The sequence below is a fragment of the Spirosoma panaciterrae DSM 21099 genome, assembly GCF_000374025.1.
GTDB lineage: Bacteria > Bacteroidota > Bacteroidia > Cytophagales > Spirosomataceae > Spirosoma > Spirosoma panaciterrae.
The window spans coordinates 241,655-267,803 of sequence record NZ_KB893217.1; the positions used below are offsets into that span (position 1 = coordinate 241,655).

General features: G+C 50.1%; 21 protein-coding genes. 16 read left to right on the forward strand and 5 right to left on the reverse strand.

All coding sequences use genetic code 11. The features are described from left to right. Positions 1-62: 62 nt before the first annotated feature. Complete coding sequence (locus B153_RS0128525; RefSeq protein ID WP_020600171.1) at positions 63-614, reverse strand: fasciclin domain-containing protein; 552 nt, start codon at positions 612-614, stop codon at positions 63-65. 492 nt (positions 615-1,106) lie between these two features. Between B153_RS0128525 and B153_RS0128530 the strand changes: the two genes are divergently transcribed. From B153_RS0128530 to B153_RS0128555, 6 genes are all read left to right on the forward strand, one after another. After that, positions 1,107-1,448 carry a hypothetical protein gene (locus B153_RS0128530; protein ID WP_020600172.1) on the forward strand — a complete coding sequence of 114 codons (342 nt, stop codon included), beginning with the start codon at positions 1,107-1,109 and terminating at the stop codon, positions 1,446-1,448. Between the two features lie 9 nt (positions 1,449-1,457). Then, positions 1,458-2,111, forward strand: a complete 654-nt coding sequence (locus B153_RS0128535) for a hypothetical protein (RefSeq protein WP_020600173.1) — start codon at positions 1,458-1,460, stop codon at positions 2,109-2,111. A gap of 3 nt (positions 2,112-2,114) precedes the next feature. Then, complete coding sequence (locus tag B153_RS0128540) at positions 2,115-2,954, forward strand: sensor histidine kinase (RefSeq protein ID WP_020600174.1); 840 nt, start codon at positions 2,115-2,117, stop codon at positions 2,952-2,954. Between the two features lie 65 nt (positions 2,955-3,019). Beyond that, complete coding sequence (locus tag B153_RS0128545) at positions 3,020-3,679, forward strand: response regulator transcription factor (RefSeq protein ID WP_020600175.1); 660 nt, start codon at positions 3,020-3,022, stop codon at positions 3,677-3,679. A 77-nt stretch (positions 3,680-3,756) separates the two neighbouring features. Beyond that, positions 3,757-4,779, forward strand: coding sequence for a dipeptide epimerase (locus tag B153_RS0128550; RefSeq protein WP_020600176.1), 1,023 nt, complete (start codon positions 3,757-3,759; stop codon positions 4,777-4,779). A 14-nt stretch (positions 4,780-4,793) separates the two neighbouring features. After that, complete coding sequence (locus B153_RS0128555; RefSeq protein WP_020600177.1) at positions 4,794-5,870, forward strand: aminotransferase class I/II-fold pyridoxal phosphate-dependent enzyme; 1,077 nt, start codon at positions 4,794-4,796, stop codon at positions 5,868-5,870. A gap of 51 nt (positions 5,871-5,921) precedes the next feature. On the opposite strand, the gene B153_RS0128560 is transcribed toward B153_RS0128555, so the two are convergent. Next, positions 5,922-6,755 (reverse strand): sugar phosphate isomerase/epimerase family protein, encoded by an 834-nt coding sequence (locus tag B153_RS0128560; RefSeq protein WP_020600178.1) that lies wholly within the window; start codon positions 6,753-6,755, stop codon positions 5,922-5,924. Positions 6,756-6,782: 27 nt separating this feature from the next. Beyond that, positions 6,783-7,697, reverse strand: coding sequence for a DUF1338 domain-containing protein (locus B153_RS0128565; RefSeq protein WP_020600179.1), 915 nt, complete (start codon positions 7,695-7,697; stop codon positions 6,783-6,785). 202 nt (positions 7,698-7,899) lie between these two features. Between B153_RS0128565 and B153_RS0128570 the strand changes: the two genes are divergently transcribed. The 9 genes from B153_RS0128570 to B153_RS0128615 all read left to right on the forward strand — a co-directional run bounded on the left by B153_RS0128570 (position 7,900) and on the right by B153_RS0128615 (position 23,978). Further along, complete coding sequence (locus B153_RS0128570; RefSeq protein WP_020600180.1) at positions 7,900-9,162, forward strand: MFS transporter; 1,263 nt, start codon at positions 7,900-7,902, stop codon at positions 9,160-9,162. Positions 9,163-9,476: 314 nt separating this feature from the next. After that, positions 9,477-10,976: an L-fucose/L-arabinose isomerase family protein gene (locus tag B153_RS0128580; protein ID WP_020600182.1), complete on the forward strand. Its 1,500-nt coding sequence runs from the start codon at positions 9,477-9,479 to the stop codon at positions 10,974-10,976. A 51-nt stretch (positions 10,977-11,027) separates the two neighbouring features. Next, positions 11,028-14,225 (forward strand): SusC/RagA family TonB-linked outer membrane protein, encoded by a 3,198-nt coding sequence (locus tag B153_RS0128585; RefSeq protein WP_020600183.1) that lies wholly within the window; start codon positions 11,028-11,030, stop codon positions 14,223-14,225. Positions 14,226-14,348: 123 nt separating this feature from the next. Then, on the forward strand, positions 14,349-15,785 hold the full coding sequence (locus tag B153_RS0128590; RefSeq protein WP_020600184.1) for a RagB/SusD family nutrient uptake outer membrane protein: 1,437 nt from the start codon (positions 14,349-14,351) through the stop codon (positions 15,783-15,785). 98 nt (positions 15,786-15,883) lie between these two features. Continuing rightward, the gene (locus B153_RS0128595) at positions 15,884-18,409 is read left to right on the forward strand and encodes a hypothetical protein (protein WP_020600185.1); all 2,526 of its coding nucleotides are present in this window, start codon (positions 15,884-15,886) and stop codon (positions 18,407-18,409) included. A 257-nt stretch (positions 18,410-18,666) separates the two neighbouring features. After that, a complete protein-coding gene (locus tag B153_RS0128600) occupies positions 18,667-21,405 on the forward strand; it encodes a glycosyl hydrolase (RefSeq protein ID WP_020600186.1) in 2,739 nt (912 codons plus the stop codon). 372 nt (positions 21,406-21,777) lie between these two features. Continuing rightward, a complete protein-coding gene (gene tnpA / locus B153_RS0128605; protein WP_020600187.1) occupies positions 21,778-22,251 on the forward strand; it encodes an IS200/IS605 family transposase in 474 nt (157 codons plus the stop codon). A 2-nt stretch (positions 22,252-22,253) separates the two neighbouring features. After that, entirely contained in the window at positions 22,254-23,177 is a 924-nt protein-coding gene (locus B153_RS0128610) for an alpha/beta hydrolase (protein WP_020600188.1), read from the forward strand. Positions 23,178-23,273: 96 nt separating this feature from the next. Beyond that, a complete protein-coding gene (locus B153_RS0128615) occupies positions 23,274-23,978 on the forward strand; it encodes an SGNH/GDSL hydrolase family protein (RefSeq protein ID WP_020600189.1) in 705 nt (234 codons plus the stop codon). Here the strand turns inward: B153_RS0128615 and B153_RS0128620 are convergent. Beyond that, positions 23,968-24,768, reverse strand: a complete 801-nt coding sequence (locus tag B153_RS0128620) for a GntR family transcriptional regulator (protein WP_020600190.1) — start codon at positions 24,766-24,768, stop codon at positions 23,968-23,970. The two genes, B153_RS0128615 and B153_RS0128620, sit on opposite strands and share 11 nt — an antisense overlap. A 40-nt stretch (positions 24,769-24,808) precedes the next feature. Further along, a complete protein-coding gene (locus B153_RS0128625) occupies positions 24,809-25,561 on the reverse strand; it encodes an acyl-[acyl-carrier-protein] thioesterase (RefSeq protein ID WP_020600191.1) in 753 nt (250 codons plus the stop codon). Between the two features lie 111 nt (positions 25,562-25,672). Between B153_RS0128625 and B153_RS0128630 the strand changes: the two genes are divergently transcribed. Then, positions 25,673-26,092, forward strand: a complete 420-nt coding sequence (locus B153_RS0128630; RefSeq protein ID WP_020600192.1) for an IS1/IS1595 family N-terminal zinc-binding domain-containing protein — start codon at positions 25,673-25,675, stop codon at positions 26,090-26,092. The last annotated feature ends 57 nt before the right edge of the window (positions 26,093-26,149 follow it).

Genomic DNA, 26,149 nt, shown 5'->3' on the forward strand with positions numbered 1-26,149 from the left:
CTTCGGCCGAATCGCTGCTTAGACAACGACCATCAAACCGGAACCTGACCAGGCTAATTTACTTACGGCATCAACACCGTATCGATCACGTGAATGACCCCGTTCGACTGGAAAACATCAGGAATGGTTACCGTTGCCATACCGCCTTTCGCATCGGTCAGTTCGATTTTCTTACCTTTCTGCATGGCCGTCAGCGTGCCACCCGCTACGGTTTTCAGGGTAGCTTTTCCCCCCCCGGCTTTGATGGCGTCCATAAGATCCTGGGCACTCATACGGCCCGGCACAACGTGGTAGGTCAGAATACCTGTCAGCGTTTGTTTGTTTTCGGGTTTCACCAGTGTTTCAACCGTACCTTTTGGCAATTTGTCGAAGGCTTTGTTGGTTGGTGCAAACACGGTGAATGGACCAGGCCCCGACAAGGTTTCGACCAGACCAGCCGCTTTAACGGCAGCCACCAGCGTGGTGTGATCTTTCGAGTTAACGGCATTCTCAATGATATTTTTGGAAGGGTACATAGGCGCCCCACCAACGGTTACCGTTTTTTCCTGGGCAAACGAAACCTGACTGATAGCTACTAAGCTGAGTATAGCAAATGCGATTTTAAGCGTCTTCATTGTTGTTTGACTTGGTTGATGTGTTTTGAAAAATTTACTGTGTGTCGACAACAGGCAGACTTACGCAAACAGAGGCTAAGTTGGATTGGGCAAAACAGAAAATATTTACAAGACCCTGAACAACAACAGCTTCCAACAGGGCTAACCAGTCGCTTGGCGCATAAAAAAACGCCGGACGGCTGTCCGGCGTACAATCTGATTACGAGGGAAGATGTGACGTGATAGAGGAAGAAAGCTGTACAAATATGGACAATAGACTTAACATTTCTTCATATAAAAACACGCGAAAACAACTGTGGAAACGACGGTTTTTTTAAACGGGTTTTTTCCCGTTTTTTTTACCAAAAACAACGTACCCGCCAAAGAGTACTTATATAATATATTAATTATCAATAACTTACCTGTAAATATATTTTTCCAGCTTTACGGATACCGTTGCTTATGACTGGGTAAGCTCTTAGGTTTGAGCGAACCATCTAACCCATATACACCATGAATACGCCAGCCAATACAGTGCCTTATCCTACCGATCCTATCAGGCTTAAAGAAGCCTGCGAACGTTATGATCAACTTCTGGCCGAAAAAGATTTGCAGGGATTTTATCGTGTCGATTTCTTTGACGTTGCCGAAATCAGGGCGATTCTGGATCTTTGCCAGTCTGAACATGCAAAAATCTATTACGGCATTGATGAAACAGGCCGCCACTTTCTATTCATGGCTCCTACACAGGCTGATGGTCGGGCCCGTGAAGATGTCGATACAACCGTAGCCCCCTGCTGCTGTCAGATTCCGCCATGCCCCAAAGAGGAGGATGATCGGTATACAAGTATGTAAATTGAGACTATGTGGGATACGTATCTCTATATGACGTTATTGGGCGTAGGTACTGGTTTGTATTTATTCAACTACCGGATACTTACGCCCCCACTCCGAATTTTAGGTAGTACCATTGCCATTACCTGGCTTGGTACTGGATACAGCATTTATATAGGGGCGGTTCATCACAAACCCAATATCCATGTTTATCACATTCTTATCATTATCCAGTATGCGCTATATGGCCTGATGTTCGAAAAACTGATCGATCAGCCGCTCGTCAAACGCATTATCCGGGCTTCCCTCGTTCTGTTTGCTCTTATATCTCTTTCGCTATCCCTTACCATCCAACCCTGGAACCAGTATAACTCCTACGCGACTACGCTCTTCAATGCCTTAATTGCCATTTGGTCCAGCTATTACTTATGGCGGATGTTTGTCGATATAAAAGTTGAAGCGCTGGAGCAGGAAGCCTCTTTCTGGATTTCGACAGGGTTGTTGTTTTCTTCCCTGGGCAGCTTCTTTGCCCAGGGATTGATGAATTATCTGTTAGTCAATACTGCTAATTACGCCATTATGGTTTACTGGATTCATGAATTAATGGATTTTATATTGTTTGTGTTTTTTTTGTTGGCTATATATATATATCTACGATATTTGCCACATACCCAACGATCTTAACGTATGCCTTCCTCTCCCCCACCCGATGTTGTTCTGGTTATTTTGGTGGGGACATTACTATTGCTCATTCTCGCAGGTTTTATTACCTCGATCATTTTTCTGTATAAGCAGCGACATAAAGCTCAGCAACAGGAAATGACCCGCCTTCAGGAAGCCTACCAGCGGGAGCTTCTACAATCACAAATTGAGATTCAGAATCAGACACTTCAACAAATCGCTCAGGATCTGCACGACAATATCGGGCAACTATTAACGGTGGTGACCATGCGCCTGAACACACTTGAAGACGATGTTCAGGAACCTGATACCCAGCAAGCCGTTCAGCAAACGCGCGACCTGGTCAAAACAATTATCCAGGAAGTGCGTATGCTTTCCAAAAGCCTCAATCAGGATGTGGTAGGCCGATTTGGGCTGCTGCCCAGTTTAACCCATGAACTGGAGCGCATCGAGCGGAGCGGAAAAATAAAAACAACCTTACTTACCCAGGGCGAACCTTATTCGCTGGGCGAAAAAACCGAAATCGTGTTGCTGCGTATGGCTCAGGAATCGCTGAATAATGCGCTCAAACATGCAAGACCCCGCCATCTGACACTCATTACCGACTATAGACCCGATGCCTTTATCCTAACCATTGCAGATGATGGGCGCGGATTCGATGTAGAGGAAGCCAAAGCCCGCGATCTTAAACAAACGGGGTCGGGGCTATATAATCTTTACCATCGGTCGGCACTGCTGAAAGGTACGTGTACCATTACCAGCCAACCCGGCCAGGGCACTCAAATCGAAATTCGTTTACCAGCAAAACAACCTCTAATCAGTTCACCAGCTCTGGTCAGTTCGTAGCGTACGTTTGTATTCACAGCAGTCTACTTTTCGGTAAGAATCCCTGCTCCACTCCCCTTACTTTGATGCCTTTTCAGATAGCCATTATTGATGATCACCGCCTTGTAGCGGCCGGTATAGCCGATTTAATTCGGAAATTTGAGAACTACGACGTCCAGTTGATGGCCGAAAACGGCCTGGATTTACTCAGCCAGCTGGAACAAAGCAGTCAGTTGCCCGATATAGCACTGGTCGATGTGAACATGCCCGAAATGGACGGTTTCGAAACAACCGAACAACTCCGACTGCGTTATCCCGCTGTACGGGTACTGGTTTTGTCGATGGAGGATCGGGAAGACCAGATCATCCGTATGATCCGAAATGGAGCCCGAGGCTACCTGCTTAAAGATTGCCGTCCGGCCGAACTTCGCCAGGCATTTGATGATGTGATGTCGAAAGGGTTTTATTACTCCGATTTTCTGGCCAATCATCTTGTCAATAATCTGGTGGCTCCTTCTACGCATCCTGTCTCCACTCCGCCACAATCCTTCAACCTGAACGATCGGGAACAGGAGTTTCTGACACTGGCCTGTAGTGAGTTGACCTATAATGAGATAGCCGATCGGATGTTTGTCAGTCCGCGAACTGTAGAAGGCTACCGCGACAGCGTTTTTCAGAAACTGAATGTCAAAACCCGGGTTGGCATGGTATTGGTGGCCATAAAGCACAGATTAGTAAAGATTTAAAGCTTCGGGATTGGTCCCAAACCAGCGTTAAAGGGCTGTCGGGCCTGTACTAGGTTTATAAAAATTCATTCATACGCATGCAATTGCGCTTCCATCCGGTCGATCTGCGACTGAACCATACATTCACCATTGCTCACGACAGCCGCGATGTACAACCTTCCCTGATCGTAGAGCTTCAGGATGGTGCGCATCGGGGCTTTGGCGAAGCTACGGCAACGAAGTACTATGGCATTACCATCGAGGGTATGATGGCTGCTCTGGAAGCCATCCGTGAGCCTATCGAAGCCCATGAACTGGTAACGCCCGAACAGTTCTGGGCCGATATGTACCCTTATCTGGCACAGAATCCATTTGCCCTGTGTGCGCTCGACCAGGCCGCCTGGGACTTATGGGGAAAACGGCAGGGCCAACCGCTCTACAAGCTCTGGCAACTCGATCCTGCCAGGAGCCCCATCACCGATTATACCATTGGTCTCGACACCCCCCAGCGGATGGTCGAAAAAATGCAGGAACGTCCCTGGCCGCTCTACAAAATAAAGCTGGGCCGCCCCGATGAGGATATAAATCTGGTGCAGACCTTACGGCAACATACCGATGCGTTGTTTCGGGTCGATGCGAACTGTGGCTGGAAACCCGACGAAGCCATTGCCAAATCCCGAATCCTTAAAGACCTGAACGTTGAGTTTATCGAGCAACCCCTTCCGGCTGCCGATTGGGACGGGGCCAAACGGGTTTATGAACAAAGCGCCCTGCCCGTTATTGCCGATGAAAGCTGTATTATCGAAAGCGACGTGGACCGATGCGCGGGCTATTTTCATGGGGTCAACATTAAACTCACCAAATGTGGCGGCATTACGCCCGCCCGACGCATGATTGCCCGCGCTCGTGAGCTGGGCTTACAGGTGATGGTTGGCTGCATGACCGAATCGAGCGTGGGGATTTCGGCTATTGCGCAGTTGCTTCCGTTGCTGGATTATGCCGATCTGGATGGTGCTATGCTTATTGCCAACGATCCCGCTACAGGTGTCACGTTCGATTATGGCCAGGTTGTTTACGCCACCGAGAATGGCACCGGAGTACGTTTAATCACAGGCCACTGATGGCTTGTAAAAGAATGAACCCATTTTTTGACATCGATCATCTACCCAACCGGACGATCACCCACAACGACCAGGAATACCTATTTTTTAGCGGGACGGCCTACCTTGGCTTACCTCAACACCCTGCATTTCAGCAATTAATGCTGGAATCTATTCGGCGTTATGGAACCGTTTTTGGCAGTTCGCGGAATGGAAATCTACGGCTGGGTATTTATGAACAGGCAGAAGCCAGGCTGGCCTCAGTGGTATCAGCAGGGTTAGGGCAAGCCCCTTCGGCCCTCACGCTCTCGTCGGGTATGATGGCCGGACAAGTAATCATGAACTGGCTCCGCCGACAGGGGGTTACGTTCATTTATGCGCCCAATGCTCACCCCGCCATCTGGCATGAACCGGCTGTTGCCTTGCCAAGCGTTTCCTTCAATGATTGGGCCGCCCAATTACCCGATCAGGTCCATGCAACTCCACCGGGGCCAATTGCCATTTTGACCAACTCTCTGGATGCTGTTCGTTCGGAATACTACTCGTTTGACTGGATCGACCACCTACCGAGCGACCATCCAATCACCCTGATCGTCGACGATTCGCATGGGCTGGGCGTGTTAAACAAGGGCCGGGGTATCTGGCCGCAACTCTTCGACAAACCCAATGTAAATCTGCTGGTTACGGCTTCATTGGCAAAAGCTATGGGTCTGCCGGGGGGCGTTATTCTGGGTAGCCCTGATACGATTCAGGCTATACGGCAAACGGCTTTTTTCGGAGCCTGTTCACCGATGGCCCCTGCCAGTCTGGATGCCTATCTCCGAGCCGATACGCTTTATTCAGAGAGCTATGACCGTCTATGTCAAAACATCGCATTAGCCGAAGAACTGCTCCTGCCAACCGGCCTTTTTCACCATGCCGAGGGCTATCCCGTCTTTTTTACCCAACAGGATACTCTTTACCCGTATTTGCTCGACCATCAGACGTTAATCTACTCGTTTGCGTATCCAACAGCCACCGACCGCGCCAATACCCGAATTGTCATCAGTGCTTTTCATAGACCGGAGGATATTGAAACACTAGCCCGTCAGGTTCAGGATTTTAATCAATAGAACACAGATGATTATGATCTGTGTAAATCATAACAATCTGCGTTCTATCTTTTACTTCAATCCTTCCAGAAAAGCCACACTTTGCGGGACCTGCTCCATCGAACGAGATGATTCATCTTCAATAAAGAAGTGCTTTACGCCCGATTTCTTCGCCTGTTTCATCAGAGCCGTAATGCCTACATCGCCCTGCCCCAGCGTCACGTTCGACTCAATATCCGAATGCCCCGTCTGGCTATCGGGCGTGCCGGGCTTCCGGTCTTTCAGGTGCATCAGCACAAAGCGTTTAGGGTATTTCTGCAGCAGGGCAACCGGATCATAGCCCGGCGATTTCACCCAGAACACATCCATCTCGAAATTCACTACTTTACGATCCAGGTTCTCAGCCAGGTAATCGAAAAAGGTGCCATTCTGATACGTTTGAAACTCGTAGCCGTGATTATGGTAACAGAGCGAAATGCCATTTTCGGCTAAAAGTTTCCCGGCCGTATTGAACACATCGATGGCCCGGTCGGCATCGTGTATCATGAACTGATCACCCGCGTGAGGTATCCAGGTACAAACCACATATTTTGCTCCCAACGCCTTCGCTTCGGCCAACACTTTCGGAACGTTCGAGTCCAGGTCCTCAAAACTGGCTCCTGTACTGATCGCTTTTATCCCGTTCTGATCCAGCAGTTTACGAAAATCGGTTAGACTCATCCCGTAGGTTCCGGCAATCTCGGCTTCATGAAACCCCATTTGCTTTACTTTCGCCATCGTACCTGGTACATCTTTCGCAAACTGGTTCCGAAAACTATAAAGCTGAATACCAACGGGCGCGGGCTTCTGGGCCAGCGAAACCAGACTACTCATCAGCAGCCCAGCGAGTATAAAAGGAAGTTTCATGAGGGTTTAGGAGTTGTAAGCTGTGAACTACTTACCGGTTTGGGTGGTGAATGTACTTTCAAAAATCTTGTCGGCATTTCCGGTTTCGAACCCTTCACGCCGATGCTGACGAGATATCTGATCGGCAGGTAAATCGCGAAACGGAGGAAGCACGCGCCGTTCAGCAAACTCGACATACGATCCGGCAATGCGATGGACATCCCCACCGGCAAATTCAGCATCGATCATCTGGGCAACTGTCGACGCCTGACGCAGATCACCGTCGGGGCTAACTTTAATGGTTCCTCCGGCCGTATTGAGCCGGAAACCCCGCCGTTCCAGAAACGCTACGTATTCATCGATGGTGTTGTATCCAGGCTTAAGGTTATGCACACTGATGGTAAAGTGATTCAGGTAGTAGCGATTAAAAATAACCCAGGCGGCATACTCGCTCTCGTCCAGCAGACGCTGATAATCGGCTAATGTAGGTGTTGTCCAAAGGGGCTGGTGCAGGAACTGATCGACTGCAGCCGCATCGTCCAGATCCAATGAATCGACAGGGTCGCTCGTCACGGTATCCGTGTAGCGATGAATAATCTGCCGCGCTTCGTCGGAAAGCTCGTGCACGCGCAGCTCACTGACGAAAATGCGCGGATAATGCGGCTCGGGTGGGCTAAACCAATACGCCGTTAGTTTCTTTCCGGTAAAATTGAACTCATCCCGCTTTTCATACCCGTAATGCAGGAAAATCTTCTCGAACGACGCAATGCCCAGGTTGGGGACGCCCATCGTCCGAAAAGCGATGTGGTCATTCTCAATCTCGCTGGCCGCGCCGATAATGCCTTCATCGATCATGGCATCAATGACTTTCTGCACATCGGGAACGCGTTCGCTATATCGTCGCATCAGACCGCCCAATACGGCATCGAGGGTCTGCGTAGTCGTTTGTTGATTGGTTAGCATGGGCAATGAATCGTCTTTTCAGGTTTTATGGCTCAATATACTCGTTTATTAAACCGATCAGCTTCTGAAAACCAGATCGGTGTGCCAACCCTTTATAGCCATGAAATTATTTCTATTTGATTAAAAAAAAATACCATAACAGTTGATTTTTTCTTTTTCAGACTTATATCTTTGCATACACTAACTTAGTGCGTTAAGTAAAATGCAAAAGCACCTGCGCTGGTTGATTGTTTTCCTGCTTTTCATTGCCACAGGACTCAGCTTTCTGGACCGTCAGGTGTTGTCCATTGCCATTCTGAAAATTCAGGAAGAATTCAGGATTACGGATGTACAATATGGTCTGATCAACACCAGTTTCCTGATTAGCTATGCCATCATGTTCACCCTGGGCGGCTGGCTGATCGACCGGGTAGGTGGAAAACTCGGGTTAGCCCTTTCGGTTGGCATTTGGTCGGTGGCGAATAGCCTTCATGCGGTAATGAATTCCTTCACCCAGCTATTGACCTTCCGGTTCTTTCTGGGCATGGGCGAGGGCGGCTGTTTTCCGGGTGCAGCCTGGACGGTCTATCGTTGGTTCGACAAAAAAGAACGGGCGTTAGCCAACGGTATCGCCATTGGTGGATCAGCCATCGGAGCCGTCGTAGCCCCACCATTAACCATCTGGCTATCTACTAATTACGGCTGGCGGGGCGGATTTTTAATACCCGGCCTAATCGGTATAGCCTGGGTGATTATCTGGCTGTTTATTCCCTGGAAAAAAGAAAATTTAGTTGCCGATGAACCGTCTGAAATAATTACAACAGAAACAATTCCCTTTTTGACCTTGCTCCGGCAAAAGGCTACCTGGGTGTTTATCGTGATTCGTTTTCTGCTCGATCCGGTCTTCTATTTTATGATGTTCTGGATTCCGAAATACCTAAGCTCCGTTCGGAATGTGCCTTTCGAGCAAATTGGAAGCCTGTTCTGGATACCGTTTCTGGCACTCGGTATTGCCAATATAGCCGGAGGCTGGTTTTCGGGACAGCTAATTGCCTTTAACTTTTCAGTCGATAAAGCCCGGAAAACGGTTATGGGTATTGCGGCAATTCTGACGCTGGCAGCACCGGCTATTGAGTGGGTATCGTCGGTCCATATAGCGGTTGCCTTGATGGCCGTGTTCATGTTTGCGCATGGCTTCTGGATTACCAATTACATCACGGCCATTTCAGACATGTTCGGCCAGAAGGCAACCTCTACGGTTGTTGGGTTGTCAGGAACAGCCGGGGCCGTGTCGGGGTTACTGCTCAATCCGCTGATGGGGGTTGTTATCCAGCAGTACTCGTATCGACCGCTTTGGATTGCGTCAGGCTTGTTATACCCGTTTGCGTTTGTACTGTTATTGGTACTCATTCCTAAAATTGAAGCCCTGTCGCTCAATACAACACGAGTGGATTCTAACAAGAGGCTAAGCGAAATAGAACGATAAGGCACTGATTTTAAACGTTATAAAACTCTTTCTCTTCAGTGATCGGCGTGATATACCTGGGCAAGGATGGTTGGTAATTTGTCCAGGTAACGCGCTGTTTTATCGAAATAAGTCAGTTTTTCTGTCATCCCGACGCAGGAGGGATCTTCGGAGATGATTCTTTTTTCACATTTCCCGAAGATCCCTCCTGCGTCGGGATGACAGAAAAACGCGACTGGTTTAAAGTGTGAGCACGTAGGTTTGGACAGGGGTTATTACACGAAAAATCAACTTAGTGCACTAAGTTAACTAGACAAAGACATAAACTAAACAGTATGAAAAATTCATCTCCAAATGGTTTGGCGGTACAACAAACGGAATGGGTAAAACGAAAAAAGACGCGCCCACGCATTGGCGTTTTCGGCGTAGGCTATTTCAAATACTGGGGCCAATTTGACGGCTTGCTGGACGACATGCTACAAAAACAGGCCGTGTTCATCAGCAAGATTGAAGCACTTGATACGGCTGAAGTCATTGATCTGGGGCTTGTCGATGATGCAGCGAAAGCGTATGAGATGGTACCGAAACTTCAGGCGGCCAATCTGGACCTTATCTTCTGCGACATGCTTACCTACGCTACGTCGAGTACGTTTGGCGTCATCATCAAAAGTATCGACGTTCCGATTGTTCTGGTCGCCCTGCAGCCTGATAAGGCGATGGACTACAGCCGGGCGTCAACATACATGCAGTTGTACAACGACGACATCTGTTCACTGCCGGAGTTTGCCGGTGTGGCGGTTCGAATGGGCAAGAAAGTACCCCAGATGATCATCGGCACGCTCCACGACGATCCGGCTGCCGATGCCGACATTGAAGAATACTGCCGCATTGCTGCTGTATTGCATGACCTGAAAACAGCCCGAATCGGTCATATCGGTCACCCAATTGAGGCCATGCTCGATATGCACTCCGATTCGACCATGCTCACGGCTCATTTTGGAGCACACATCGTACAATGTGAAGCGCATGAAATTGTTTCGCAGTACCAGAAAGCCACAGAGCCCGAAATTGACGCCATTAAAGAGCGAATTCTGGCGTATTTCGACACGCCCGACCCTGTTTCAGACCCCATTTCCGAAAAACTACGCGACTCTGATCTGCACATTGCCGCCCAGGCGGCCGTAGCCCTGGAAAAATTCATCAAAGCCAAAAAACTGGATGGGCTGGCCTATTACTACGATGGCCCGGAGGGAAGCGACACCCGCGTCGTGATGTCAAACCTGATTGTCGGCAACTCGCTGTTACAAGGAGCTGGCTTTCCGATGTGTGGCGAATCGGATCTGAAAACCTGTATTGCCATGCTCATCATGGAACGGCTGGGTATTGGCGGCAGTTTCGCGGAGTTTCACCCGGTCGATTTCAAGGAAGACTTCGTTCTCGTCGGGCACGATGGCCCGCATAACATCGCCATTGCCGAAGGCCAGCCCGTGTTGCGCAGCCTGAAAAAATACCACGGCAAACCCGGTTTTGGAGCGGGTGTAGAGTTCAAGATCAAGGAAGGGCCGATTACCATGCTCAGCATCAGTTCGACCTACGAAGGCAAGATGAAATTCGTGATTGCCGAAGGCGAGTCGATTGCCGGGCCGATTCCTCCAACGGGCAATACCAACACGCGCGGCTTTTTCAAACCCGATGTGCGCACTTTCCTGAAACGCTGGATTAGCGAAGGCCCAACGCACCACTTCGCCCTGGGCGTCGGGCACCACGCCAAAACCATCCAGAAAATTGCCGACTACCTCAAAGTCGAATCGGTCATTGTGCCGACCCATGCGTGACGGTTTCCCACAAACCACCTTACAAACTTCTTAAACCTTAATTTTTAACTCATGGACCACTTTTTATTCCATCGACTGCGACTCTTAGTGATTGGCAGTATGCTAAGTCTATTGGCTGCTGTTACGGTTGGGTTTGCCCAATCGGCCAAAGTGACAATCAGTGGTAAAATCACCGCATTGGAAGATGGCGACGTTCTGGTAGGCGCCACCGTAACCGAAAAAGGAACCACCAATGGCAGTACGTCCGATGCCAGCGGGAACTTTCGAATCAACGTTGCTCCCAATGCCACCCTGGTTGTCAGTTTTATCGGCTATGCTCCTCAGGAACTCGCTGTTGGCAATCGTTCGCAGCTCAATGTAGCCCTAAAAACCGACCAGCAGCAATTGCAGGACGTAGTAGTGGTTGGGTACGGAACTCAGCGAAAAAAAGACTTGACGGGTTCTATTGTCAACCTGACCAGCAAAGATCTGGTGCCAGTGCCATCTGCCACCAGCGTCGATCAGATGATGCAGGGGAAAGTAGCGGGTGTGCAGATTACCCAGACCTCGGGCGCACCGGGCGGCAACGTTAACGTGATTGTCCGGGGCATTAGCTCCATTACGGGCGGTAATTCGCCCTTGTATGTGGTCGATGGCTATGCGATTGGTACGGGTGGCGGTGGTTCGGATTTGAGCAACTACGCATCCAATTCCTACTCGGCCAGCGGGATTGCCAGCAGTAGCTCGGTTAACCGGATCAATCCGCTGAGCATTATCAATCCCGCTGATATTGAGTCGATTCAGGTGCTGAAAGATGCATCGGCAACGGCAATTTACGGCTCGCGCGGTTCCAACGGGGTCATCATCATTACCACCAAACGGGGGAAGCTCGGCAAACCAACCATCAGTTTCGAGCAATCGACGGGGATGCAGGAGTTGGCGAAGAAACTGAAACTACTCACTCCTCGCCAGTACGCGGAATACGTAGCCGAAGGGCGCGACAATGCCTGGGTATTTGCCGGAGGAAAAGCGTCGGACCCCAACAGCGTTCGGAGCACGGCTACGCAGGTAAAACCCGAATTCCGCAACCCCAGCCAATTTGCCGATCAGGGCTACGGCACCGACTGGCAGGACGTTATTTTTCAGAAAGGCATGGTTCAGAATTACCAGCTTTCGGCCAGCGGAACGGGCAAGGATGTGAGCTATTACGTATCAGGTGGCTATTTTACAAACAAAGGCATCATCATCGGCTCCGACTTCAACAAGTTTACCCTACGTACGAACATCGACGCCCACCTAACTGAAAAGCTCAAAATCGGCGCTTCGTTTTCGGGGGCTCACTCGTATGGGAATTTCGCCCGTGCCGAAGGGCACCTGCAATACCGGGGATTGATTTCGGCCGCTCTCGCCAGCGACCCAACCATTCCCGTATACAATGCCGACGGTACGCCCTACTCCGAATTTTCCAGCCCGACGGGTATTCCGGTGGAGAACCCCGTGGTGATCGCGGCCGAATTCTCCGACAAACGAAACAACTCCAACGTATTCACCAACAACTATTTGCAATACGAGCTGATGCCCGGTCTGGTGCTGAAAACATCGGTTGGGGTCAATTACTCCAACAACGTGACCCGTCTGTGGAAATCCTCGAAGGTAGGGTTGGCGACAAGCCGGACGGGAGCAGCCACCGCCGGGGCCACTGAGATCAAAAGTCTGAACTGGCTGAACGAAAATACCATCAACTACCGCCATAAGTTCGGCCAGCATGATATCGACGCGCTGGCGGGGTATACCATTCAGAAAAGCTCCGACGAGATTTTACAGGCGGGTGCTACGGGTTTTTCGACCGACTATGTTCCTTTCCTATCGGCCGGAACGGTATCGAACGGCACCAACTACGTTAGCGAATGGGCCATTATGTCGTGGCTGGCGCGGGTCAACTATTCCTTTGCTAATAAATACCTGCTCACGGCCACCATTCGAACCGACGGCAGTTCCCGGTTCGGTTCCAAAAACCGTTGGGGAACGTTTCCTTCCCTCTCACTGGCGTACCGGCTTTCGGACGAGGCCTTTATGAAACCCATTTCGGTCATCAGCGATCTGAAACTTCGGGCGAGTTATGGCATTGCGGGTAACAACCTGATTCCCAACTATGCCACGCAGGGTTTGTTAGGCGTATCGCGAACCGTCTCGAACGGGCAGATTGTGTCGGGTATTGTACCAACGAGTCTGGCCAACGATCAACTGACCTGGGAGCAGTCAGTGCAAACCAACCTCGGCATGGATCTCTCGTTGTTCCAGAATCGCCTGTCGTTTACCATTGATGCGTATCGGGCTTATAAGAAAAACCTGCTTTTGAACGTCACGCTGCCAGCGGCTTCGGGCTTTGGCAGTTCGGTACAGAACATTGGCGAGGTCGAAAATAAAGGGTTGGAACTGACCGTCAATTCGCAGAACATTGTGAAAGGCCCGTTCCAGTGGAGCACCGATTTCAACATTAGCTGGAACCGCAATAAAGTCACGGCCCTCAATTCGGATGCCGCCCGAATCGTTACGTCCGACTATCAGGTAGCGCAGGTGGGTTACGCCATTTCCAGCTTCCGGCTCCTGAATATTCTGGGTATTTTCCAGACGCAGGAAGAAATCAGCAAAAGCCCAATCCAGAACCCACGCGTTCAACCCGGCGACTATAAATACCAGGATGTCGATGGCAATGGCACAATCAATACGTCGGACAAAACCATCGTTGGAACGCCCTGGCCTAAGTTTACCTGGGGTTTTGGCAACCGATTCAGCTTCAAAAACTTCAACCTGAGCGTCAGCCTGAATGGCTCGTACGGCAACCAGATTTATTTCCAGGGGGGCGAAGTCTCGCTCAACGATGCGGGTGTGCAGAACCAGTTGGCAGCCATTGCCAATCGCTGGCGTTCACCAGAAAATCCGGGCGATGGCCTGTATACCAGAGCCATTCGGAACGACTACGCCTTTGGTTTCAGCGCCGGAACGACCAAATACCTGTTCGACGGCTCGTATACGCGCATCCGGGATGTCAATCTGTCGTATACCTTCCCGGCAGCGGTGATTGGCAAGTTGAAGCTTCAGGCCCTTTCAGTTTATGCCGACGTAACCAACCTGTACACTTTCACCAAATATCCGGGCTACGACCCCGAAGGCAGCACAGGTGGTGATAATCTGGCGAAAAGCGGTGTCGACTTTTTCTCGTATCCGAACCCCCGGACGTATACTGTTGGACTACGTGTGACCTTTTAAATGAGCGAAAGAGTGAATGAGTGAAAGAGCGAAAAATCGCTAGTCACTCCGCTTCGGTGCAGGGCGGCCCGTGCCGTCCGTTTTCACTCATTCACTCTTTCGCTCTTTCACTCTTTACATCTCATGAAAACGAAATTACTGGCCATACTCTTCCTGACGGCCACCTTAACTTCCTGCCATGATTTTCTGAATCTTAAGCCCGCCTATCAGATCAGCGATCAGAGCTTTTATCAGAACCAGAACGACTTCGAAACGGCACTGGTTGGTGTATACAGCACTTTCCGGGGGCTCTACAGCACCAGTAACATTCTATACATGACCGAGCTAACAACCGACAACACCGAAATTCAGTGGTCGTCGCCCTCGGCCGATGAGATGCAGATGGATCAGAACGCCGTTACTCCGACCAACGCCTTTGTTCGGGGCGTCTGGAGTACCTGCCTGTATACGATCTCGCAGAGTTCAAACATCCTGAACCGAATCGACGCCGTAAATTTTGACCAGACGGCCAAGAACCGGATCAAAGGCGAAGCGCAGTTTCTGCGGGCGTTTAGCTACTTCTACATGGTCCGTTTGTTTGGCAATGTGCCCATTACGAATACTACTTTCACAAGTCCGGCACAGGTAGCCTCGGCCGATCTGACGCTGAAACCGAAAGAGGACGTCTACAAGCAGATTCTTTCCGACCTGACCAGTGCCGAAAGTTTGTTACCCGCCACGCTCAACGCCGATAAAACCCGCGCTTCGCAGATGACGGTGAAAGCGTTGCTTGGTAAGGTTTACCTGACCCAGCAGAACTATGATCTGGCCGGTACGAAACTGAAGGAAGTCATCGACTCAAAACAGTACTCGCTGGTAGCCGATTATAAAACCCTGTCGACCAATGGCAATACTAATCTGGCCGAAACGATCCTGGAAGTAGATTACCTGTCGGGGCAGTCGCTGGGCAACAACTACTCGGCGTTGTTCACACCCGCCATCACCAGCATGGCGATCTTCCCGAATAATTTGCAGGGTTCGGGCCGCATCGTTCCAACGCTCGATGTCATCAAAGCTTATGAAACTGGCGATGCACGCAAAGCGATCTCGGTCAACGATTCCGTCACACTGATTGGCGGCAAGAAATCGTATAGTCGTTACGGACTCAAATTCGTTGACTTCAAAGCGGTCGATCTATCAGACGGAGCGGTTTCGTTTACCATTCTCCGCTATGCCGATGTGCTGCTGATGTATGCCGAAGTGCTGAACGAACAAGGTAAACCAGCCGATGCGCTGCCTTATCTGAATCAGGTGCGCCAACGGGCTAAATTGCCTGCGCTGTCGGGCTTATCACAGGCCGATACCCGACTGGCGCTGGAACGCGAGCGACGCACCGAATTCCTGTTTGAAGGCCACCGCTGGTTCGATCTGGTCCGTACTGGCCGCGCCCAAACCGTTCTGAACGCTCATTATGCCAACCAGAAGCTGAACTTCTCCGTACAGGATTTTGAGCTGCTGTTCCCGATACCGCAAGCTGAAATAGATCTGAATCCGGCCTTGAAGCAAAATCCGGGGTATTAAACACATAGAACACAGATTAGTATGATGCCTATGATTTATAAAGATCTGCGCAAATCATAGGCATCATACTAATCTGTGTTCTATAGACTTTTCAACTTATGCGTACTCAACTAGTCATTATACTTTGTATCGGTCTGCTGGGCTTTACTTACGATACGCCCAATCTGGATAATTCGACACTAAAGGGTAAGCCGTTCAATACCATCACGCTGGAACTATCGCTGAAGCCGTTTAAGAAGAATGACAAAGCCTACATCGGGCAGGTGGCAACGGAACTGTTTACGCAATGGTCGTCGCTGCTGCGGCATACCGATACGGTAGCAGTGATGCTCTGGACATCCGATGGGTCCGAGATTCTGGATTATACGGGGAAGCTGGATCAGCCGCTGGAATGGGCGAAGTACATGGGCAACCCGAACACAGAGCATGAAGTAGGCTCGGGACCAGCCGACCTGTCGCTCCACCAGCGGGCACTCCTGTACATGGACAACCCACCCGCTTTTACCTACGGCGATCTGAAATACATTATCCAGTCGCTGAAAGATGCGGGCAAACGCATTACGGGCAAACCTATTCGTGTTGGCGCTACCTTCGATCCGGGACCGGAGTTTGCCCATTCGGAGTTTAAGTACAAAAAACACCCCGAAATTCTGGGCGGCAACGCGATGGGTCATAAAACGATGGTGAGTTGCTACTCTACCCTGAACGCCGACAAGCAGGCCTATGCGGGTTTTTCGAAAGGCATTCCGGCCAATACGCCATTCGGTACGTTTCTGGGTCGCCAGAGCCAGCACTTTCTGACCGACCTGGGGTATGATTATCTCTGGCTCAGCAACGGATTTGGCTTTGGCGTAGAAGGCTGGTCATCGACGGGCGCTATTTTCGACGGGAAAGCCTTTGCGGCTGAAAAACTGGCCAACACCCGCGCGTTGATTGCGGGCTTCTGGAACCTGTTTCGGAACGAATGTCCTGCTTTTCAAATTCAGACGCGCGGTACCAACCTCTCTACGGGAGCCGATCTGGCCCGCGATGGGGTTGATCTGAAACAGATCTACAGCGGCCATTACAATATGCTGCCTCCGCCCAATTCACCCTGGGCCGCGCTCGACGGTGATTTTGGCCTCGAAATGGTAGGCTATATGTCACGTATGGCTGAGTTGCCGGATGAGCGCTACCTGTTTCGTTACTACACGCACGACCCCTGGTGGGTCAACAGCCCCTGGCTGGATCGCTACGGGCAGGAACCGCACGACATTTACCTGCCGATGGCCGTAGCACGCATCAACGCGAAAGGCGAAATTAAGCTACCGACGCACCTGAATTTCCTGACGGCCGACAATACCTACGGCGAAATGCCTGCTCAGGTGCCCGACGAGGTGACCCCACACATTCTGAAGGCCCGTTACGATTCGCCAACGGCTCCGGGACCGCTCGTCTGGGTGTATCCGTTCGAAGAGTACCACACCTGGGCTTATAAAGATGGCAAACGCCTGCCCGAAATCTATTACGGCGACTGGCTGATTCGTCAGGCGATCAACAACGGTTTCCCGCTCAACACCGTCCTGTCGACCAACTCGTTTCAGAACGTAGTGGCGGCAAAACCGACTTATTTTAAGGAATCGGTATTGGTGTCGATTGTACCGGAAGCGAATTCTCCGCTCGAAAAGTCATTGATCGATTTCGTACAGAATGGGGGTAAACTGCTGGTCTATGGCCCCGCCGATCATGCGGGTACCGCTTTTATGAATCTGCTGAATCTGCAAAATACGTCGGCGCTGGAGGGTGATTTTCAGGTGAGTTCAACTATTACTTTCGACAAACTGAGTCAGCCGTTTCCTGACAAGATTACGCACCGGGCCTTGTTTTCGGGCGGTGGTATTGCTACGCAGGTGAAGAACAAAGCTGATGCTGGTACAAAAGTCCTGGCAAAAATGACCCAGGGCAGCAACAGCCGCGATGTGGTGTGGGTACGCGAAAAATCCGATTGGAAAGGGGGCAAAGTGGCGTATGTACGGGGCACCAATTCGAGCAAATTTACCGGAGGAAAGCTCCTGACGCCCGACGATCCCGAACAACTGTTTACGGGCCCTCTACTCATGCGCTACGTTCTGAACGAGTTTGGGCTGGACTACCGCATCGACAAGAAGAATCCATCCGTTAAAAGCCCGGTTCTGGCCATCTCCCGCAGCAGCAACGGCTTTTTCTTCTCCGGCTATTGCCCCAACACGACTGTCACGCATCGCTTCAAAATGCCGCAGGGGGCCCCACTCCTGACAGGCTATGAAACTGAACTGACAAACGGCTACTCGGTCTATAACCTGCCGAAAGCCTGGCATAAGGAAAGCCGCTTTTTCGTCGAGCAGCCAGACGGTATCGTCTCTTGCCAGGAAATGACCTCCGGGGTTCAGCACATGAAACGCTGTGTACGACTGTCGGGCCTCAAAAACGCTACGGTACGCATTTATCCCGACGAAGGTGTGAGCGCGCAAGGCCTTCATGTGTATGCGAATACGGGCTATCCGTGGGGCAAAAAGCCACAAGCACCGCTCAAACCCGGCGATATGAAGTACGGCAATCACTACGTCGTCGAAAACGCAACTGGCGATTTAGTGGTGTTCTGGTGATAACAATAGAACCGCATCGGCGGACCGACAGATTATTATGATCTGCGTAAACCATAAAGCTGTTTAGGCTTTCAGTTCGAGAGATTTTTTTTCATCCCGACGCAGGAGGGATCTTTGGGAAAGGCTGAAAATGGCCAGCCACAGAAGATCCCTCCTGCGTCGGGATGAAAAAAACCACTCAACTCTTATCCCTTTTTCAAAATCCCTAAACAGGTCCCATAAGAACCTGTGTTCTATCTGACAATCCTTATACCTTCATGAAATTCATTTTTACACTCCCTGTCATAGGGTTGTTTGCGGTTATGGGTTTGTTTCAGAAGCCCATTCCGAAAGCCGATACAATTACCTATGCATCCCTGAAAGAAGGGTTCAAAAATCCACCCATCCACGCCCGGCCAAAGGTATACTGGTGGTGGCTCAATGGGTATGTCGATACGGTTCGGCTGAAAGAAGAACTCCAGGCCATTAAAAAGGCGGGCATGGGCGGTGTCGATATTTTTGAGATCGGCCTCCCTCCTGCCAGCGATGCCAACCGGATGATTCCGGCAGGACCTGCTTTCATGGGCGACACCTCGGTTAAAACCATTGCAATGGCCATCCGCGAAGCGGGCAAGCTGGGGCTGGAGGTTGGCCTGAATCTGGCTAGTAGCTGGAATGCAGGAGGTAGTTGGGTGAAACCGCAGTACGCAGCCAAAACCATCTACTTCTCCAAACTGACAGCCAAAGGAAGTGACGGGGTGTCTATCAAACTGCCTTTCCCCACCATTACACCCGATCGACAGGGGGCGAAACGGCCTATTGCGTATCGGCCCGATGGCAAACCAGCCTACTACGAGGAAATTGCCGTAGTCGCGCTACCCGCTGGTCAGAATGCCCAGTTAGATACGACCAACATCATCAATGTATCGGCCTTTTTCGACCCTAAAACCGAACAGTTAAGCTGGAAAGCCCCCGCAGGGAACTGGGACATCTATCGGTACATCTGCTCCAACTCGGGCGAGCAACTGATCCGACCCACACCGCATTCGGTTGGACCAATCATTGACCATTTCGATTCGACGGCGACCCGAATGCACGTCATGTATTTTATTAATAAGCTGAAACCATACATCGGCGACTTTAGCAAGAGTCCGCTCAAAAACCTGTACCTTGCCAGCTACGAAGCCAAAGAATTTACCTGGACGCCTACTCTACCCGCAGCGTTTCGAAAGCTACACGGCTACGACCTATACAAGTTTCTACCCGCCATTTTCAACAAAGACGCGTATCGACCCGAACAAGTAAAATCATTCCAGTTCGACTTCGACAAAACCCTGTCGGAACTGATGATTAACAACCACTACCGCAAGTCGAAAGAGATTTGTAATAGCTTTGGTTTACAGATCATTTCGGAATCGGGCGGGCCAGGGCATTTGCATCACATTCCGGTAGAAACCCTGAAAGCCTTGGGCACACTGGACGTACCGCGTGGCGAATACTGGTACAACCGGGAGTTCTTCATGGAAGCCGATAAGGATAGTCTGGTCGATATGATTTACCTGGTGAAGGAGATTGCAGCCGCGTCGCACATTTACAAACGCGGGATCGTCGAAGAAGAGTCGTTCACCAGCTACTGGGACTGGCAGGAAGGTCCCTCCGATCTCAAACCTCTGGCCGACCGGGCGTTCTGCGAAGGGATGAATCGACTGGTTATTCACGGGTTTACCCATAATCCAACGGGCATGGGCTATCCGGGCATTGCGTATTTTGCAGGTACGCATTATAACGACCGCAACGGCTGGTGGCCCAAAGCCAAACCGTTCAACGACTACCTGGCTCGCATTTCGTACATCCTGCAAAAGACGCATTTTGTAGCCGACGTGCTTCATTATTATGGCGACAACATTCCGAATCTGATACCGCCCAAAAACACCCGCTTTGCCGTTGGGCCGGGCTACGATTACGAGGTCATTAACACGGACGTTTTGCTGAACGATCTGACCGTTGAAAATGGAAAATGGGTATTGCCGGGCGTTGGCCAGTATTCGGTTATGCATATGGGCAGCGAAGGGAAGACACCACCGGAAGTCCGGGCAAAACTGAAGCAGTTGGCGGCCAAAGGGGCCAAACTGGTGGAAGCGACCAATTCTCCGCTCGAAGCGCTGCAATCTATGAACATTGGCCCCGACTTCAGCTATACCGGGCAGAAAGCCGATCAACGTCATACACCCATCGACCACATACATTACCAGCACAATGGTCTGGATTTTTATCTGATTCGGAATACAACGAACCGCTGGGTTTCGAAAGATTGCTATTTCCGGCAAACGGCCAAAACTCCCGAACTTTGGAACCCCGTATCGGGTGAAGTGAGCGCGATTGCTTCGTATCAGCGGGAGACCCATCGCATCAAAATTCCAATCACGTTGCCCCCATACGGTACTTATTTCGTAGTCTTTAACCCAACGGCTACCAATTCGAAAGTGGTGGCAACAGGGTTGGAAGACCCGTCAAAAGCCGTTCCGGTCATGGCGCTGGACGGTCCCTGGCAACTTACGTTCCCAAAAGGATGGGGCGCTCCGGCATCGGCCACCTTTCCGAAACTGATTTCCTGGACCCAGTCAGACCAGAACGGGATCAGGTATTTTTCGGGTATAGCGACCTATCAGCAAACGTTTCAGTATAATCCTCTGGCTAGTAAACCAAAGCGACTTTATCTGGACCTGGGCCGGATTGCTAAAGTTGGGGAAGTCTGGCTGAACAACAAGCCGCTCGGCATCGCCTGGACGCCCCCCTACCGTGTCGATATTACAGATGCCATCAAACCCGGCTCCAACGTACTGAAAGTAGAGGTGGGCAATACCTGGTCGAATCGACTAACGGGTGATGGCATTACGGGTGAGAAATTCACCAAAACCAATATTACGAAAGCCAACAAAAATCTGGTTTCGTGGGGTGAATTACCGCTGATTGAGTCGGGGTTATTAGGGCCAGTGAAGGTGTTGATGGTGCCATAAAGTTGTTGCGCCCCTCTGGGGCTTATTAGATTAGGATGTGCATGAAAGCTACCTACATTACGCCCCGCTGGGGCTTGTTAGGCGCGTATGGTCATGAAAGCTACTGACATTATGCCCCACTGGGGCATGTACATAGAGATGAACATGGCAGCTATCAGCATTAAACTCCTCTGACGCTTAGCAAATTAACATACCAATTATTTTCGTCGACATTGTATTCTTCACGAGTCATTGATACAAACTGTAAGTCTAAACGACAAAGTTAAGCCCCGGAGGGGCACAATGTCGGTAGCTATCGATAGTACGCCCCAACCTAAAAGCCCCATAGGGGCGCAATACTAGTAGCCATAAACAACTTTAACCCCTTTAAGCATGGCCAACACGTATACACAACTTGACATTCAATTAGTATTCGCTGTAAAAGGGCGCGATAGTCTAATTGAGAAAAGCTGGAAGGAAGAATTATACCGATACATTACCAGTATCGTGCAAAACCATAATCATAAACTACTGGCTATCAATGGCATGCCCGATCACATTCACATTTTCATCGGCTATAATCCCGCTCAACTGCTTCCTAAATTAGTGGAAGAAATAAAGACCTCCTCGAACAAACATATCAATACCAACCGGCTATCCCGCTTCCCATTTAGCTGGCAAGCAGGGTACGGTGCTTTCTCCTACGGCCGTTCACAACGCGCCGATGTCATTCGTTACATTGATCGACAGGAGGATCATCACCGACGGAGATCGCTTGGCGACGAATACCGACTCATGCTGCAAAAATTTGAAGTGGACTACAAAGAAGCCTACCTGTTTGAGTTTCTTGAGAACGTAACTGAATAATTATGACAAAACCTATCTGGCATCTTCTGCTGATACTAATTGTGTTGAGTAATCTCGCATTTTCGGCTGGTGGTCAGTCTGTCGCGACTTCTTCCTCAAATACCCCCACTCGTGTTCACGATGTGGTATACGGGCGCAAATTCGGTACGGCCCTTACGATGGATGTGCTGAAACCGGCCAAACCGAATGGTATTGGCGTCGTGTTTTTAATGAGCGGTGGCTGGCATTCCGACTACAGTATGATTGAGAAGCGGCTTAAGCACTTTCATTATTTCACCGAACGAGGACAAACCGTCTTTCTGATTCTGCATGGTTCGGCGCCCCGCTTTCAGGTTGCTGAAGCAGTGCAGGATATTCATCGGGCCATACGCTTTATTCGGTACCATGCGGCAGAGTATAGCGTCGATCCCAATCGATTGGGCATATCGGGTATGAGTTCGGGGGGACATTTATCTGTATCAATTGGTACGGGTGTTGCGCGTAAGGAGGTAGCAGATACGGTCAGAACCGACGACCCTATTGACCGAGTATCGAGCCGAGTACAAGCCGTAGCCTGTTTCTTTCCACCAGCCGATCTGGTCAATTATGGCAATACCGGACGACTGTTTGTCGAATGTGATACAGTTCGTCGTTTCTGGCCGCAGTTTGGGGTAGAAGGTAAATCCAGAGCAGAGAAGTTGAAAGTCATGGAAGATTTATCGCCATACAAGGCTATCAGTCCCGACGATGCCCCAACGCTCATATTGCACGGGACCGTCGATCCACTGGTGCCGCTCGAACAATCTGAACGGTTTATCGCCAAATTGAAAGCGACGGGCGTACCTGCTCAATTGATCATTCATCAGGGCGGGGCACACGGCTGGGATGAAACCTGGGAATCGGACCTGAACATACTGGCCGACTGGTTTGAAAAATATACGAAATAGGAGACTGATGTAACACGGGTGGGAACCCATGATAAGTAGCAGCCAATCGTGGGTTTTCATCCGTGTTACATCAGCTTCCTATAAATCTGTTAGGCAATGAAAACACTCCTTCTCATCCTCAGCTTATTCTGTTTATCCATTGTCAGTTTAGCGCAACCGGCTGATTCAGCGACCTATTTAGCCCATGTCAAAACCGAATTAAACGCGGTTTGGCCGAAAAACCGGACTATCAACCTGGTCTTTCATGGGCATTCGGTACCCGCTGGCTACTGGCACGACCACGAAGTGCATACCCTGGAATCGTATCCGAATTTATTACTGGCGAAACTAAAGGCCCAATATCCATACGCCGTTGTCAATGTGATTGTTACGGCCATCGGGGGCGAAAACGCCATTAAAGGCCAAACCCGATTTGAATCGGATGTGCTCGTTCACAAACCCGATGTGCTGTTTATCGACTACGCCCTCAACGACCGCTTTTCCGATATCGGTAAGGTTCGGGAAGCCTGGGAGAAAATGATTCAATCAACTCAGGCTCAACACATACCCGTTATTCTGCTTACGCCCTCTCCCGACCAGCGGTTGAACATACTCGATGATAAAAACCTACTGGAACCCTATGTGCAGTTGATCCACCAATTGGCGGGTCAGTACCATACCGGTCTGGCAGATCCGTACACGTCATTTAAGCAGATTGCCAAACGGGGTGAGTTAACAAATTACATGTCGCACGTAAACCACCCGAATAAAGCCGGGCATGAGGTTATCGTGGGTGAGTTGCTGAAATGGTTCAGGAAGTGATTGGATTGGACGGCCGCTGAAGCTGCTCAGGATTGGCGATCACCGCAAATTTGTACTTATCACCGTGGTAATATGACTGCTCGATCTCGACGATTTGATCGCCCGTACAGATCACCGCACTATCCAGCACAAAAACGGGAGTCGGCTTGCTCAGGTCAAAATTGGTGGTATTCGGTTCCAGAATTTTCACCCCCAGCGTTTGCTGCACCTCCGCTATTTTGAGTCGGTAATTATCTTCGTAGACTTTGAAATACGAAATCTCTGTAGGTAACCGATTGATTTTGGGGCACAACGTCAGCGAAATATATTTTACCTCATCCTTGATCAACAGATCGTCGGCATAGCGCAGTTGGTGCAGTTTCATAACGGGCCCATCGATAATAAAATGACGCCCGTTGATTTCCGACGAAATCCCATCCTGTAGAATCGTCTTTTCCAGCACAATATTCTTAGGCGTAAACCCTTCCGCGATCAGGCTATCGTGAAACCCCCGCCGGGTAGCGTATATCGATCCCAAGGTACGGAGCAGGTGATGGTCTTCGGTGCGATTGAGGACGTAGGTTCCCTTGCCTTTAATGCGCCGGGCCCAGCCTTTCGATTCAATTTCGAGCAGGGTTTTACGGGCCGTGGTATTGCTGATATGGAACGTTTTGATCAGTTCGTTCTCCGACGGAATCTGGTCGCCCGGTTGCAGTTCTCCCCGTTTTATTTTGTCAATGATGCTTTCGCTAAGAGCGATAAATTTCGCCTTATGGGTTTCGGGTTCAGCAACTGTTCGTTTCTTTTCCATTCGGTGCAGCGATACCAACGTTTTCTGGTACCAGGGTTATCTATTCACTATCCCGCCATCGACTTCTTGCCAGCAACACTTCTTTGCCTGATTCATACTGGCTTATCCGGTGTAACAGCGTATCGGAAGTTTCGGTTGCCAGTTCGATCCGAAGCTGATCCCGCCAATGGCTTTCGGTACGGTAAACTAAATCAATTTCGGCTAATTCCCGCGTCTGAAGCCAGGAATCTGTAACGGATTCGAGCAACCAGCCTACATACGCCACATTATTCACATGTTGATTCTGATCAATGCTTAACCAACCAACTTCAACCTGTTTTTCCAGGTCCGACGTAAATGTCGCTGTCTGAAAGTCTGGTTTTGACAAAAGTTTAGGCAGGGGTTCAGGCCCTGAAGGCGGATTTAGACTACGGATGAAATCGGGCATAGGCACCATCGTCCGTTTTTCGGTACTAAAGACAAGCCAGGTACTGCTGGCATCAGCCAGTAGCGTATCATCCTCAGCCCGAACCTGGAAATCACGGTAAATAAAGTATTTCTCAACTGCCGTCGGGTAGGTCATCAGCCGAATGGTCTGCCCATACCGTGGATAGTGATGAACCCTTAGCCGGAACCGCATTAACATCCAGCCCAGGCCCTGACTTGCCAGATCGGCAATGCCGATGCCATAATCCAGCGCATTTCGGTTCGCCGACTCCTGCATCTGGTTCATCAGCGCCGGGATACTTATACGCCCAAAGGCATCGCACTCATACCCATGCAGGGTAAAGGTATCAGTTTGGATAAAAGCCATGCTGCAAAGGTACAACAGTATAAACGGGCCACAACTATAACTATTTTCCGAAAAACTTATCCTATTCTGCTAAGTTACTATATATTTGCTAAATTGAGATAGATACCCTGTATGGCCGCTCCAAAATGCCCCAAATGTAATTCGACTGAAGCCGTTCGCAACGGCATTATTAACCAACGCCAGCGCTTTCGCTGTCGGCAGTGCAACTACAACTTTACGGTCGATAAAGTCGGGAAAGGCATCAGCACCTACTATGTTATAAAAGCGCTTCAGCTCTACATCGAAGGCGTCAGTTTCCGCGAAATTGAGCGATTATTGGGTATCAGCCACGTGTCGGTGATGAACTGGGTCAAGAAATACCAGATCAAAGTACCCGAAAAAAACACCTATCATCCTACCTATAAAATCCTCAATCACAAAGAACTAGCTGAGTTCATCACGAACAAGGAAAACGTAGAGGGAGCGGGTATGATCATTACCGAATTGGGCGATAAGTTCATGCTGATTAAATGGGAACGTTTTCGGGATTAAGTCGACTCATGGTGGTCATCCACCATCGTTTCTTCGATTTCAACGAACTACAGGCAT